At 71.3% G+C, this 13,002-nt stretch carries 12 protein-coding genes; 5 read left to right on the top strand and 7 right to left on the bottom strand.

Going from position 1 to position 13,002, the window contains the following annotated elements:
* Positions 1 to 9 precede the first annotated feature (9 nt).
* The 4 genes from DK419_RS11555 to DK419_RS11540 form a co-directional block, all read right to left on the bottom strand.
* Positions 10 to 906: a cytochrome c1 gene (locus tag DK419_RS11555; protein ID WP_109959205.1), complete on the bottom strand. Its 897-nt coding sequence runs from the start codon at positions 904 to 906 to the stop codon at positions 10 to 12.
* 91 nt (positions 907 to 997) lie between these two features.
* Complete coding sequence (locus tag DK419_RS11550) at positions 998 to 2,284, bottom strand: cytochrome b (RefSeq protein ID WP_109959204.1); 1,287 nt, start codon at positions 2,282 to 2,284, stop codon at positions 998 to 1,000.
* Positions 2,285 to 2,324: 40 nt separating this feature from the next.
* Positions 2,325 to 2,888, bottom strand: coding sequence for a ubiquinol-cytochrome c reductase iron-sulfur subunit (gene petA / locus DK419_RS11545; RefSeq protein WP_109959203.1), 564 nt, complete (start codon positions 2,886 to 2,888; stop codon positions 2,325 to 2,327).
* Between the two features lie 301 nt (positions 2,889 to 3,189).
* The gene (locus tag DK419_RS11540) at positions 3,190 to 4,494 is read right to left on the bottom strand and encodes an MFS transporter (protein ID WP_109959202.1); all 1,305 of its coding nucleotides are present in this window, start codon (positions 4,492 to 4,494) and stop codon (positions 3,190 to 3,192) included.
* 265 nt (positions 4,495 to 4,759) lie between these two features.
* On the opposite strand from DK419_RS11540, the gene ribH reads away from it, so the two are divergent.
* The 4 genes from ribH to DK419_RS11520 all read left to right on the top strand — a co-directional run bounded on the left by ribH (position 4,760) and on the right by DK419_RS11520 (position 9,392).
* Positions 4,760 to 5,302, top strand: coding sequence for a 6,7-dimethyl-8-ribityllumazine synthase (gene ribH, locus DK419_RS11535; RefSeq protein ID WP_109959201.1), 543 nt, complete (start codon positions 4,760 to 4,762; stop codon positions 5,300 to 5,302).
* Position 5,303: 1 nt separating this feature from the next.
* Positions 5,304 to 5,789 carry a transcription antitermination factor NusB gene (gene nusB / locus DK419_RS11530; protein WP_109959200.1) on the top strand — a complete coding sequence of 162 codons (486 nt, stop codon included), beginning with the start codon at positions 5,304 to 5,306 and terminating at the stop codon, positions 5,787 to 5,789.
* A gap of 233 nt (positions 5,790 to 6,022) precedes the next feature.
* Complete coding sequence (gene thiL / locus DK419_RS11525) at positions 6,023 to 7,024, top strand: thiamine-phosphate kinase (RefSeq protein ID WP_245442915.1); 1,002 nt, start codon at positions 6,023 to 6,025, stop codon at positions 7,022 to 7,024.
* 220 nt (positions 7,025 to 7,244) lie between these two features.
* Positions 7,245 to 9,392, top strand: a complete 2,148-nt coding sequence (locus DK419_RS11520) for a sodium-translocating pyrophosphatase (protein ID WP_109959199.1) — start codon at positions 7,245 to 7,247, stop codon at positions 9,390 to 9,392.
* A gap of 90 nt (positions 9,393 to 9,482) precedes the next feature.
* Here DK419_RS11520 and DK419_RS11515 read toward each other — a convergent pair whose 3' ends face one another.
* Positions 9,483 to 10,253, bottom strand: coding sequence for an SDR family NAD(P)-dependent oxidoreductase (locus tag DK419_RS11515; RefSeq protein ID WP_109959198.1), 771 nt, complete (start codon positions 10,251 to 10,253; stop codon positions 9,483 to 9,485).
* A 99-nt stretch (positions 10,254 to 10,352) separates the two neighbouring features.
* Here DK419_RS11515 and DK419_RS11510 point away from each other — a divergent pair, with 99 nt between their 5' ends.
* Positions 10,353 to 11,264, top strand: coding sequence for a LysR family transcriptional regulator (locus DK419_RS11510; RefSeq protein ID WP_109959197.1), 912 nt, complete (start codon positions 10,353 to 10,355; stop codon positions 11,262 to 11,264).
* 7 nt (positions 11,265 to 11,271) lie between these two features.
* Here DK419_RS11510 and DK419_RS11505 read toward each other — a convergent pair whose 3' ends face one another.
* Entirely contained in the window at positions 11,272 to 11,913 is a 642-nt protein-coding gene (locus DK419_RS11505) for a riboflavin synthase (RefSeq protein WP_109959196.1), read from the bottom strand.
* Positions 11,914 to 12,999 (bottom strand): bifunctional diaminohydroxyphosphoribosylaminopyrimidine deaminase/5-amino-6-(5-phosphoribosylamino)uracil reductase RibD, encoded by a 1,086-nt coding sequence (gene ribD, locus DK419_RS11500; RefSeq protein WP_109962255.1) that lies wholly within the window; start codon positions 12,997 to 12,999, stop codon positions 11,914 to 11,916. It abuts the gene before it with no gap.
* Positions 13,000 to 13,002 lie beyond the last annotated feature (3 nt).

The raw sequence follows: 13,002 nt of genomic DNA, 5'->3' as shown, positions 1-13,002 counted from the left end.
TGCGTGAGGTCAGTGCGTCTTGTGCAACTCGGGCTGCAGCCCGTGCGTCTCGCCGCCGACGTCCGACCAGATCTTCTTCTTCACGTAGTAGAGCAGGCCGGCCAGCACGATGAGGAACAGGAGCGCCCGCAGGCCCAGCGACTTGCGCGCCAGGAGGTGGGGCTCGGCCGTCCACATCAGGAAGGCGGTCACGTCGCGCGAGTACTGGTCGATCGTCTCCGGCACGACCGGCTGGCCGTTCGCGCCCTTGGCGTAGGTCACCTGACCGTCGCTGAGGGGCTTGGGCATCGCGATGACGTGGCCCGGATAGTACTCGTTGTAGTGGCCGCCCGGCGGCACGGTCACGTCCTTCGGCGGCTCTTCCTTGTAGCCGTTGAGGAGGGCGTGGATGTAGTCCGGGCCCTGCTCGGTGTAGCCGACGAAGGGCAGCCAATCGACGATGAACCACAGGCCGCCGCGGGCGAAGGTGCGGGCCTTGGCCATCAGCGACAGGTCCGGCGGCGCCTTGCCGCCGTTGGCGGCGGCCGCCGCCTGGTCGTTCGGGAACGGCGCCGGGATCTTGTCGGCCGGGCGGCCGGGCCGCTCGAACATGTCGCCGGAATCGTTCGGGCCGTCCTTGACCTTGTACTCGGCCGCCAGCGCCTTGACCTGGGCGGCGGAGAAGTCGGGCCCGCCCTCCTGCTCGAGGTTGCGGAAGCGGATGTAGCTCAGGCTGTGGCAGTTCGAGCAGACCTCGCGGTAGACCTGGAAGCCGCGCTGCAGCTGCGCCTGGTCGAAGGTGCCGAACATCCCCGAGAAGGTCCACTTCTCGCGGTGCGGCAGCGGGCCATGCTCCTCCGCCGAGGCGGCGCCGACCGACAGGATCGCGGCGAGAGCGGCGGCCAAGAGAGCGCGTGTTCTGATCATTCCCCTCGATGCCCCTTGCGGCGTCGTTAGTGCTTCATCGCGATTAAGGGGCGGGCGGATGCCTGGAGCATCCGCCCGCCCGGGGCATCAATCAGCCCTTGGTCGGAGGAGCGGCGGCGGCGCCGGCCGGGATGCCGGAGGAGCCGACCTGCTTGCCCGGGCCGGTGACGCTCTCGAGGATCGAACCCGGCAGGGGCTTCGGGGTCTCGAAGAGGCCGACCAGCGGCATCACGATCAGGAAGTGGGCGAAGTAGTAGAAGGTGGCCAGGCGCGAGGCCAGGACGTAGCCGCCCTCCGGGGGCTTCGAGCCGAGCCAGCCGAGCAGGAAGCAGCAGAAGATGAAGACCCAGAAGAACTGGCGGTAGATCGGCCGGTAGTTGGCCGAGCGGACCCGCGAGGTGTCGAGCCACGGCGCCAGCGCCAGGATGATCACCGCGCCGAACATCAGGATCACGCCGCCGAGCTTGTCGGGCACCGCGCGCAGGATGGCGTAGAAGGGCAGGAAGTACCACTCGGGCACGATGTGCGCCGGCGTCACGGCGGGGTTCGCCGGGATGTAGTTGTCGGCGTGGCCGAGGTAGTTCGGCTGCAGGAAGATCCAGTAGGCGAAGAAGACGAAGAACACCACCACCGCGAACACGTCCTTGATGGTCGCGTAGGGGGTGAAGGGCACGGCGTCCTTGCCGGTCTTGATCGGGATGCCGGTCGGGTTGTTCTGGCCGGTGACGTGCAGCGCCCAGACGTGCAGGACGACGACGCCGGCGATCATGAACGGCAGGAGGTAGTGCAGCGAGAAGAAGCGGTTGATGGTCGGGTTGCCGACCGAGTAGCCGCCCCAGAGCAGGCTCTGGATCGTGTCGCCGACGATCGGGATCGCCGCCAGGATGTTGGTGATGACGGTGGCGCCCCAGAACGACATCTGACCCCACGGCAGGGTGTAGCCGAGGAACGCGGTCGCCATCATCAGCAGGTAGATGATCACGCCGAGGATGTAGAGCACCTCGCGCGGGGCCTTGTAGGACCCGTAGTAGAGGTTGCGGAACATGTGCACGTAGACCGCGATGAAGAACATCGACGCGCCGTTGGCGTGCATGTAGCGCAGGAGCCAGCCGTAGTTCACGTCGCGCATGATGTGCTCGACGGAGTTGAACGCCTCGGTGGCCGAGGGCTGGTAGTGCATCGCCAGCCAGACGCCGGTGATGATCTGGGAGCCCAGCATCACGATCAGGATCGCGCCGAACGTCCAGAAGTAGTTCAGGTTACGGGGAACCGGAAACGCGATGAACGAGGAATGGACCAGGCCGACGATCGGCAGCCGGGCCTCGAACCACTTCGCGATGCGGCTCTTGGGAACGTAGGTGGTGGCGTGTGCGCTCATGGGGCAGCCCGCGTCTGGCGTTGCTTCACGATCGGCGGATTCAGGCGGTGGCGCCTTCGCCGATGCGGACCTTGGTGTCGCCCTGGAAGGCGTAGGGCGGAATCGGCAGGTTGATCGGCGCCGGCCCGCGGGTCACGCGGCCCACCGCGTCGAACTGGGAGCCGTGGCAGGGGCAGCCCCAGCCCTCGTGGCCGTTGGCGTTGGCGATCGGCACGCAGCCGAGATGGGTGCAGTTGCCGTAGGCGACGAGCCAGCGCTCGTGACCGTCCTTGACGCGGCCGAGGAACGGCGCCGGGTCGATCATGCCGGCGGGGGCGACCGCCTTCATGTCGGCGACCTCCTTCTCCGTGAGGTGGCGCACGAAGATCAGCTTGCCGCGCCAGAACACGTTGACGATCTGCCCGTCGGCGATCGGCGACAGGTCGACGTCGATGGGAGCGCCGGCGGCGATCGTCTCGGCGTCGGGCGCCATCGAGGCGACGAAGGGCCAGGCCAGAGCGGCGGCCCCGACCACGGCACCCGCACCGGTGGCGAGGAACAGGAAGTCCCGGCGGGTCGTCCCGTGGGGATGCGCGGCATCGGAGGGGGCGGCGGTGGTGGCCAAGTTCCGGCTCTCCCGAGAAATCGTTGACGGCGCGGGCCGCCGGGCGCGGCGAAACGGCGTGGAGGCCCGCTGGAAAGGGTCGGCGGGGTTCTGGTTCCCCGATCCTGCCGGACCGAAGCACCTCCCCGCTCGTGGCGGCAATGCGACCGGGCGTCGCCGCGCGGGTAGCTCTCTTGCACGGCCAAGCCCCGGAATAAAGGGCGAAAAGCGGTCCCGATCCGGAGGAATTCCAGATTTCCCGGGAGTGTGTTGCGATGCACCGGGACGACCGCCCGGGTCGTCCCGGTGCATCGCCGACGGCCTATTCGGCCGGGGCGCCGACGCGACCGGCGGCCGCGGGTGCGCCCGTGTGGCTCAGGCGCAGCACGGTGATCATGCCGACGATGCCCGCGCAGGCGATCAGCAGCAGGCCGCCGGTGAAGCTGCCGGTCCAGTCCTTGATCGCGCCGACGGCGTAGGGCGCGACGAAGCCCGACAGGTTGCCGATCGAGTTGACCACCGCGATCGCGCCGGCGGCCGCCGCCCCCGACAGGGTCTCGGTCGGCAGCGTCCAGGTGATCGGCAGCGCCCCGAAGATGCCGAGCGCGGCGCCCGAGAACAGCAGGACCTTGACGATCGGATCGCCCACGAGGGCCGCCCCGATGGTGCAGAGCGAGGCGCAGGCCAGCGCCGCCGCGAGGTGGTAGCGCCGCTCGCGCTTGGCGTCCGAGCGCTTGCCCCACCACAGCATGCCGACGGTGCCGACGGCGTACGGGATGATCATCAGGAAGCCGGTCTGGGCGTTGGTGAGCCCGAAGCCCTTGAAGATCTGCGGCAGGAAGAAGCCGAAGGCGTAGAGCAGCGCGACGGCGCCGAAATACACGACCGCGATGGCGAGCACCCGCGGGTTGAGGATCTCCTGGGTGAGCGGCACGTGGCCCTGGCGCGGGCTGCGGGCGGCTTCCGCGGCGAGCGTCTGCTCGAGCCAGGCGCGCTCGTCGGCGGCGAGCCACTTGGCGTCGGCCGGTCGGTCGGTGAGGTAGAAGTAGGTCATCACCGACAGCACCACCGCCGGCAGCGCCTCGATCACGTAGAGCCACTGCCAGCCCTTGAAGCCGAGCACGCCGTCCATCTCGAGCAGCAGGCCGGAGATCGGCGAGCCGATGACGCTCGAGAGCGGGATCGCCACCATGAACAGGGAGACGATGCGGGCGCGGTAGGCGGCCGGGAACCACAGCGTGAGATAGAAGATGATGCCCGGGAAGAAGCCGGCCTCGGCCGCGCCGAGCAGGAGGCGCATGATGTAGAAGCTGGTCTCGCCGCCGATGAAGGCCATGCCGCCGGAGATCACGCCCCAGCTCAGCATGATGCGGGCGATCCAGCGCCGCGCGCCGAACTTCTCGAGCGCGAGGTTCGAGGGCACCTCGAAGATGAAGTAGGTGATGAAGAAAAGCCCGGCGCCGAGGCCGTAGGCGGTGGCCGAGATGCCGAGATCCCGGTTCATCGTCAGCGAGGCGAAGCCCACATTGACCCGGTCGAGATAGGCGATGAAGTAGCAGACGATCAGGAACGGGATCAGCCGCCAGCTGATGCGCCTGATGGTGCGGGCTTCGATGTCGGTCGTCACGGCTGTCCCCTCCCGGGCTGTTCTGGTTGTGGCGAAGGTTCTTCGCGGCCAGGTTCTGCCGCCAGGTCTGATGGCCCGGCTCCGGAGCCCGGGATGACCGGATTGTCGTCGGTTGGCAAGGAGCGACGATCTGCGGATGCGCGCGCCCTTGTGGGAGGGCCCGCTTCGGTCTAGTGCTCCCCTCCCCCGCCGGTGACGCATCGCAGCGAGGCCGTTCGGCCGCGCGCTCGCGCCGGCGCCCGTTCGAGATGCAAGAAGTTTCGCCATGGTCACGCCACGCCGCGACAGCGGAGCCGACCTTCCCCGGCTCACCGGAGCCCGGGTGCTGGTCGTCGAGGCCCGCTACTACGAGGACATCGCCGACGAGCTCCTCGCCGGGGCGCGTGCCGCGATCGAGGCCGCCGAGGCCGAGGCCGTGGTCGTCACGGTGCCGGGCGCGCTGGAGATCCCCCAGACCGTCGCGATCCTGCTCGAGGCGGCGGCCCGCGCCCGCAAGCCCTACGACGCCGTGGTGGCGCTCGGCTGCGTCATCCGGGGCGAGACCGGGCACTACGACATCGTCGCGGGCGAGAGCGCCCGGGCGCTGATGGACCTCTCGGTGGGCCTGCGGCTGCCGCTCGGCAACGGCATCCTCACCGTCGAGACCGAGGCCCAGGCCCAGGCCCGCGCCCGCGTCGCCGAGATGAACAAGGGCGGCGGTGCCGCCGAGGCCGCCCTCGCGGTGCTGGCGCTTCGCCGCGCCGAGGAGGCGGGCCGCCAGGACCGCACCATCGGCTTCACCCCCCGCCGCAACCCGGAGTCCGAGTGAGATGAAGCCCGCCGAGCGCAGCGGCGCCCGCCTCGCGGTGGTCCAGGCCCTCTACGAGATGGAGATCTCCGGCAAGGGCGTGATCGACGCCCTCGCCGAGTTCGAGGCGTTCTGGATCGGCCAGGTCATCGACGAGGTCGAGCACCCGCCGGCCGAGACCGCCTTCTTCCGCGACCTCCTGCGCGGGGTCGTCGAGGAGCAGCGGGCGATCGACCAGCGCCTCGACGCGGCGCTCGCCGCCGGCTGGCCGCTCCGCCGCCTCGAGGCGGTGGTGCGGGCGATCCTGCGGGCCGGCGCCTACGAGGTGATGTTCCGCCGCGACGTGCCGGTGAAGGTCGCGATCTCGGAATACGTCGACGTCGCCCACAGCTTCTACGAGGGCGAGGAGCCCGGCCTCGTCAACGCGGTGCTCGACAAGGTCGGCCGAGCGGTGCGGCCGGACGACTTCACCAAGGGCTCCGCCGCCAAGGGCGCTCGCGCGAGCTGAGATTGCGCTCGCGCAGGCCGAGATTGCGCTCGTGCAGGCCGAGATTGCGCCCGCGTTGGTCGTCCACCGCCGGGCGTCTCGCCGCTGCGGCCGCGAAACGATGCGGATGTCACGGATAATTTTCCGGGTTTTCCCGTTAGACCGTTGCGGCAGGCGCCGCCCTGGGCTCTAGCTGTCGGCTAAGGTTCGGGCCGATCCCGGTTCTGCCCGTTCCCGCCGCGAGACCCTCCGCGATGGCCCCCCCAGACCTGCCCCGCCCGACCGAAGACGAGCTGATCGCCCGCTACTTCGCGCCGCTCGCCGGCGCGGGCGGGCTGTCGCTGCGGGACGACGCGGCGCTGCTGACCCCGAGCCCGGGCCACGACCTGGTGCTGACCACCGACGCGGTGGTGGCCGGCGTGCACTACTTTCCCGACGATCCTGCCTCCTCGATCGCCTGCAAGGCGCTCGGCGTGAACCTGTCCGACCTCGCCGCCAAGGGTGCGGAGCCGCGGGGCTTCCTCCTCACCCTCGCGCTCAGCGACGAGTGGGACGAGCCCTGGCTCGCCGAGTTCTGCACCGGCCTGAGCGAGGCCGCGGCGCTGGCGAGCTGCCCGCTGCTGGGTGGCGACACCGTGCGGGCGGCGGGCGCGACGCTCGTCGGCATCACCGCCCTCGGCGAGGTTCCGGCCGGCACGATGGTGCGGCGGGGCGCGGCGAAGGCCGGAGACCGCCTGCTCGTCTCCGGCACCATCGGCGACGCGGCGCTCGGCCTCAAGCTGCGGCAGAAGCCGGCCGCCTCCTGGGGCGGGACGCTCTCGTTCCCGGCGCGCACGGCGCTCGTCGACCGCTACCTGCATCCTCAGGCCCGCCTCGCCCTCGCGCCGGCCCTGCGCGCCCATGCCCGCGCGGCGATGGACGTCTCCGACGGGCTCGTCGGCGACCTCGCCAAGATGATGCGGGCCGCGGACCTGAGCGCCGAGGTCGAGATCGAGGCGGTCCCGCTCTCCGAGGCGGCCCGGGCGGCCCTGGCGGCCGGCGCCCGCCTCGACACCGCGCTCACCGGCGGCGACGATTACGAGATCCTGTGCGCCGCCGATCCGGCGCAGGTGCCGGCGCTGCGGGAGGCCGCCCTCAAGGCCGGCGTGCCGCTGACCGAGATCGGCACCGTGACGGAGGGCGGCGCCCCGCCGGTCTTCCGCGCGGCCGACGGCACCGCCCGCAGCTTCCGCTCCGGATCGTTCAGCCACTTCTGAGCCGCCCCGAAAGCCCGACCCCCGGCGCCGAAAGTCTCAAGCGGACGAAGCTTGGGAGCGTTTGCGCTCGGGTGGGAAGTTTGGCACGACTAGGCGGCGGATCGGCGCAGGCGCGCGGGCCCGCTCACAAGGGAGGGAGGCCCGCGTCGCGCGAAAAACGGCCGCTCGCCATCTCGGCCGTCCGACGTCGCGGGAATGCCCGACAATCAAGGACGGTAGAATGACCGCACTCCTGCTCATCATCCTGGGCGGCCTCTGCGCCGTCGCCTACGGCATCGTCACGATCAACGACGTCATGCGGCGCGACGCCGGCACGCAGCGCATGCAGGAGATCGCCGGGGCGATCGCCGAGGGCGCCCAGGCCTACCTGCGCCGCCAATACGCCACCATCGGGGCGGTCGGCGTGGTGCTGTTCGTGCTCCTCGCCTGGTTCCTCGGGCTCAAGGTCGCGATCGGTTTCCTGATCGGCGCCGTCCTGTCGGGCGTCGCCGGGTTCATCGGCATGAACGTCTCGGTGCGGGCGAACGTGCGCACCGCCCAGGCCGCCGCGCAGTCGCTCGGCGCCGGCCTCTCGGTGGCGTTCAAGTCGGGCGCCGTCACAGGCATGCTGGTGGCCGGCCTCGCGCTGCTCGGCGTCGCGCTCTACTACACCTACCTCACCCGTTTCGCGGGCCTCGCCCCGTCGAGCCGCGAGGTGATCGACGCGCTCGTCGCCCTCGGCTTCGGCGCCTCCCTGATCTCGATCTTCGCGCGGCTGGGCGGCGGCATCTTCACCAAGGGGGCCGACGTCGGCGGCGACCTCGTCGGCAAGGTCGAGGCCGGCATTCCCGAGGACGATCCGCGCAACCCCGCCACCATCGCGGACAATGTCGGCGACAACGTCGGCGATTGCGCCGGCATGGCCGCCGACCTGTTCGAGACCTACGCGGTCACCCTCGTCGCCACCATGGTGCTGGCGGCGATCTTCTTCTCGGGCCAGGTGGATGTCGGTGGCCGCAACGTGCTCGAGACGATGCTGATCTACCCGATGGCGATCGGGGCGGCCTGCATCATCACCTCGATCATCGGCACGTTCTTCGTGCGGCTCGGCTCGAACCAGTCGATCATGGGCGCGCTCTACAAGGGGCTGATCGGCGCCGGCGCGCTCTCGATCGTCGCCATCGCGGGCCTCAACCTCGTGATGTTCGGCGGCTTCTCGACCCGCTTCACCACCACCGGCGGCGACAGCTTCACCTCGCTCGGCCTGTTCCTCTGCGCAGTGGCCGGCCTCGTCATCACGGCGCTGATCGTCGTCATCACCGAGTACTACACCGGAACGAACTACCGGCCGGTCAAGTCGATCGCCCATTCCTCGGTCACCGGCCACGGCACCAACGTGATCCAGGGCCTGGCGATCTCGCTCGAATCGACCGCGCTGCCGGCGATCGTGATCGTCGCCGGCATCATCGTCACCTACTCGCTCGCCGGCCTGTTCGGCATCGCCATCGCGGTCACCGCCATGCTGGCGCTCGCCGGCGTCGTCGTCGCCCTCGACGCCTTCGGGCCGGTCACCGACAATGCCGGCGGCATCGCCGAGATGGCGGGGCTGCCGAAGGAGGTGCGCAAGTCGACGGACGCGCTCGATGCGGTCGGCAACACCACCAAGGCGGTCACCAAGGGCTACGCCATCGGCTCGGCAGGCCTGGGCGCGCTGGTGCTGTTCGCCGCCTACACCTCGGACCTCAACTACTTCATCAAGAACGCCTCCCCGACCCAGTACCGGTTCTTCCAGGGCGTCACCGTCGATTTCTCGCTGCAGAACCCGTACGTGGTCGTCGGCCTGCTGCTCGGCGGCCTGATCCCATACCTGTTCGGCGGCATCGCCATGACGGCGGTGGGCCGCGCCGCCGGCGCCGTGGTCGAGGAGGTCCGCCGCCAGTTCCGCGAGAAGCCCGGCATCATGCAGGGGACCGAGCGGCCCGATTACGGCCGCGCCGTCGACATGCTGACCAAGGCGGCGATCAAGGAGATGGTGGTCCCCTCGCTGCTGCCGGTGTTGTCGCCGGTGGTGCTGTTCTTCGTGATCCAGGCCATCGCCGGCAAGGGCCAGGCCTTCGCGGCGGTCGGCGCGATGCTGCTCGGCGTGATCCTCACCGGCCTCTACGTCGCGGTGTCGATGACCTCGGGCGGCGGCGCCTGGGACAACGCCAAGAAGTTCATCGAGGACGGCCACCACGGCGGCAAGGGCTCGGACGCCCACAAGGCCGCGGTGACCGGCGACACCGTCGGCGACCCCTACAAGGACACCGCCGGCCCGGCGGTGAACCCCGCGATCAAGATCACCAACATCATCGCCCTGCTGCTGCTGGCGATCCTGGCGCATAGCTGATCGGCACGACCATTCTCGTTGCGGCTTGCGAACGTCGGGCGAGGCCGCCAGGGAAACCGGGCGGCCTCGTCGCTCATTCCGGCGGCGCGCTCAGACTTGCGCCTGCCCGCCATCCACGAACAATTCGATCCCGTTGACGAAGCTCGCATCGTCGGAAGCCAGGAACAGGGCCGCCCTGGCGATCTCGTCCGCTTCGCCGACCCGTCCCATCGGGATGCGGGAAGCGAGGTAGTCCAGAAGCCCTTGCTGCTGGGCTGCGTCCGGGCCGGCGAGGTCGACGAGGCCGGGCGTCCGCGTCGCGCCGGGGCTCAGCGTGTTCACCCGGATGCCGCGCCCCTTGAGGTCGAGGATCCAGTTGCGGGCGAGCGCCCGCACCGCCGCCTTCGAGGCCGCGTAGACGCTGAAGGCCTGGGTGCCCTCCGTGCCCGCCGTCGAGCCGGTCAGGATCACCGAGGCACCCGGCGCCAGTAGCGGCAGCGCCTTCTGCACGGTGAACAGCACGCCCTTCACGTTGCGGCCGAACGTGTCCTCGTAATGCGCCTCGGTGATCTCGCCGAGCGGCAGCATCGCGCCGCCGCCGGCATTGGCGAACAGCACGTCGATGCGGCCGGCCTCGGCCTGCACCTGCGCGTAGAGCCGGTCGAGGTCGGCGAGCTTCGAGGCGTCGGCCTGCACGCCGGTGGCAGCTCGACCGCTCGCGCTCTGGCCGATCTCGGCGACGGCCCGGTCGAGCTCCGCCCGGCGCCGGCCGGTCACGAAGACGCGGGCGCCTTCCTGCGCGAAGCGCTTGGCGGTGGCGAGGCCGATGCCGCTGGTGCCGCCGGTCACCACGGCGACCTTGTCGGTGAGTTTGCCCGTCATGATCCTGGTCACTCCCGTTCGGGTGGGTGGCCGCACCATGGACCCCAGTTAGTTCTTGCGATACGGCAACGTCCGCAAACCATCGTTGCGGATCCGTCGATGTCGAGGCTGCCGGATTTCGAGGGGCTGGCGCTCTTCGCCAAGGTCGCGGAGGAGCGCTCCTACGCGGGCGCCGCGCGGGCCGCGGGCGTGTCGGTCGCCACCGTCTCGCGGGCGGTGAGCCGCCTCGAGGCGCGGCTCGGCGGGCGGCTGTTCAACCGCAGCTCGCGCCGGCTCGCCCTGACCGAGTTCGGCGAGCGGGTCGTCGAGGGCGCCGCGCGCGCCTTCCGCGAGGCGCAGGGCGCGGAGGATGCGGCGCGCGAACTCGCGCGCCGGCCGCGCGGCATCGTGCGGCTCGCGGTGCCGATGTCGTTCGGGCTGCGCTGGGTCGCGCCGCTGCTGCCGGACCTGTTCCGGCTCTATCCGGAGATCGCGGTCGACCTGCACCTCTCGGACGCGACGGTCGACCTTGTCGGCGAGGGATTCGACGCCGCCCTGCGGATCGCGGCGCTTCCGGATTCGGCGCTGGTGGCGCGCCGGCTCATGCCGGTCACGCCCGTCGTCGTCGCGGCGCCGAGCTACCTCGCCCGTCACGGCTGGCCCGCCCGTCCGGACGACCTCCAGCCCGGGCACTGCCTCGGCTACGCCTACCGCGCCCGGCGCGGCGTTTGGCGGTTCGCCGGACCGGACGGCGCGGAGGCGACCGTGGTTCCGTCCGGCCCTTTGCGGGTGACGAACGCCGACGCGCTCCTGCCGGTGCTGCTCGACGGGACCGGCATCGCCGAATTGCCGGACTTCATCGCCGCCGAATACCTCGCCGACGGCCGCCTGGAGGCCTTGCTGCCGGGCTGGCACCTGCCGGGCGGCGCGCTCTCCTTCGTCACCCCGAGCGCGCAGGCGCGCCCGGCGAAGGTCGAGGCGCTGGCGGACTTCTTCGCGGTGCGACTCTCGCGCCCGGACCGCCCCGATTGACCCATGGTCAGCCGGCGACCGCGGCCCGCGCCTCGGTCAGCCGCGCCGCGTAGCGGGCGATCAGGTCGACTTCCAGGTTCAGCCGGTCCCCGGCCCGGCGCTCGCCCCAGGTGGTGACGGCGAGCGTGTGGGGGATCAGCAGCACCGTGAAGGTGTCGCCCTCGACGCCGTTGACGGTGAGCGAGGTGCCGTCGAGGCAGACCGAGCCCTTCTCGGCGATGAAGCGCGACAGGTGTGCCGGCGCGCGCAGCACGAAGCGCTCGCTCGGCGCCCAGACATCGTCGACCTTGGCGGTGACCGGCTCGCGGGCGACGATCTCGGCCAGCCCGTCGACGTGGCCGGTGACGAGGTGGCCGCCGAGCTCGTCGCCGATCCTCAGCGAGCGCTCGAGATTGACCCGCCGGCCCGGCACCCATTCGCCGACCGTGGTGCGGGCCAGGGTCTCGGCGGCGGCGTCGACCTCGAAGGTGCAGCCGCCGTCCCGCTTCGTCACCGTCACGGCGGTGAGGCAGGGCCCGGAGCAGGCGATCGAGGCGCCGATCAGGATGCCGGCGGGATCGTAGGCGCAGTCGATGGCGATGCGCTTCAGCTTGGAATCGCCGGAGACCGCGGCGACGCGGCCGACATCCGAAACGAGGCCGGTGAACATCTACGGGCTCCGTGCGTGGCAGGTGAAGAGGTCGGTGCCGACCCGGACCTCCTCCGCGACCGCGAAGTCCGCGGAGGCGAGGCGGGCGGCGAGGTGCGGGCCGACCGCCGGCAGGCCGGGCTGGCCGAGGACGCAGTCGCCGGTGACGAGCAGGCACTCGTCGACGAGGTCGTCGCGAGCGAGCGCGTCGGCGAGCGTCGGGCCGCCCTCCGAGCAGACCCGGGTCAACCCGCGGGCGCCGAGGTAGCGCAGGGCCGCCGGCAGGTCGATGCGCCCGTCCGCGGTGACCGGCACCCGTTGCACCTCGGCGCCCGCCGCGCCCAGGGCGTCGGCCGCCTCGGTCGAGCCTTGCGGACCGGCGAGGATCAGGGTCGGCACGGCGGCGCTGGTGCGCACCAGGCCGGCGGTCGGCGGTGTCCGGAGACACGGGTCGAGGACGATCCGAAGCGGCGAGCGCGCCGCCATTCCGGGCAGGCGCACGGTGAGCTGGGGATCGTCCGCCAGCACCGTGCCGACGCCGACCATGATCGCGTCGCAATGGGCTCGCTGGAGGTGGATCTCGGCATTGGCGCGCGGGCCGCTGATCATCAGCCGCCCCTCCCCGCCCGCCGCGTACCCGTCCGCCGTGCGGGCGAGCTTCAGGAAGACCGCGGGGCGGCCGCGGGTGATCCGCGACACGTGCCCGCGCTGGTCGCGCGCGGCTTCCCCGCCCATCAGCCCGACCGAGACCGCGATGCCGGCCTCCGCCAGCCGGGCGTGGCCGCGGCCGGCGACCCGGGGATCGGGATCGTCCATCGCGCTCACCACCCGGGCGACGCCCGCCGCGATGGTGGCGTCGGCGCAAGGCGAGGTGCGGCCGTGATGCGAGCAGGGTTCGAGCGTCACGTAGAGGGTGGCGCCGCGCGCCGCCTCGCCGGCCGCCGCGAGGGCGACCCGCTCGGCATGGGGCCGGCCGCCTGCTTGCGTCACGCCCTGCGCCAGGATCCGCTCGGCGCCCGGAGGTCCGCCGACCAGCACGGCACCGACCGACGGGTTCGGCCAGGCCTGGCCGAGATGGCGCCGGCCGAGCGCGAGGGCGAGGCGCATGTA

Origin of the sequence: Methylobacterium terrae, assembly GCF_003173755.1 — a bacterium.
GTDB lineage: Bacteria > Pseudomonadota > Alphaproteobacteria > Rhizobiales > Beijerinckiaceae > Methylobacterium > Methylobacterium terrae.
The sequence above is the reverse complement of the archived record's forward strand: the minus strand, read 5'-3'. Positions and strand labels throughout refer to the sequence as shown.

What these genes read in the sequence shown, in the direction of transcription:
- ribH (WP_109959201.1), top strand. Translation starts at nt 4,760, where the DNA reads ATGGTCACGCCACGCCGCGACAGCGGAGCCGACCTTCCCCGGCTCACC.
- DK419_RS11550 (WP_109959204.1), bottom strand. Translation starts at nt 2,284, where the DNA reads ATGAGCGCACACGCCACCACCTACGTTCCCAAGAGCCGCATCGCGAAG.
- DK419_RS11520 (WP_109959199.1), top strand. Translation starts at nt 7,245, where the DNA reads ATGACCGCACTCCTGCTCATCATCCTGGGCGGCCTCTGCGCCGTCGCC.
- DK419_RS11515 (WP_109959198.1), bottom strand. Translation starts at nt 10,253, where the DNA reads ATGACGGGCAAACTCACCGACAAGGTCGCCGTGGTGACCGGCGGCACC.
- thiL (WP_245442915.1), top strand. Translation starts at nt 6,023, where the DNA reads ATGGCCCCCCCAGACCTGCCCCGCCCGACCGAAGACGAGCTGATCGCC.
- nusB (WP_109959200.1), top strand. Translation starts at nt 5,304, where the DNA reads ATGAAGCCCGCCGAGCGCAGCGGCGCCCGCCTCGCGGTGGTCCAGGCC.
- ribD (WP_109962255.1), bottom strand. Translation starts at nt 12,999, where the DNA reads ATGCGCCTCGCCCTCGCGCTCGGCCGGCGCCATCTCGGCCAGGCCTGG.
- DK419_RS11505 (WP_109959196.1), bottom strand. Translation starts at nt 11,913, where the DNA reads ATGTTCACCGGCCTCGTTTCGGATGTCGGCCGCGTCGCCGCGGTCTCC.
- DK419_RS11555 (WP_109959205.1), bottom strand. Translation starts at nt 906, where the DNA reads ATGATCAGAACACGCGCTCTCTTGGCCGCCGCTCTCGCCGCGATCCTG.
- DK419_RS11510 (WP_109959197.1), top strand. Translation starts at nt 10,353, where the DNA reads ATGTCGAGGCTGCCGGATTTCGAGGGGCTGGCGCTCTTCGCCAAGGTC.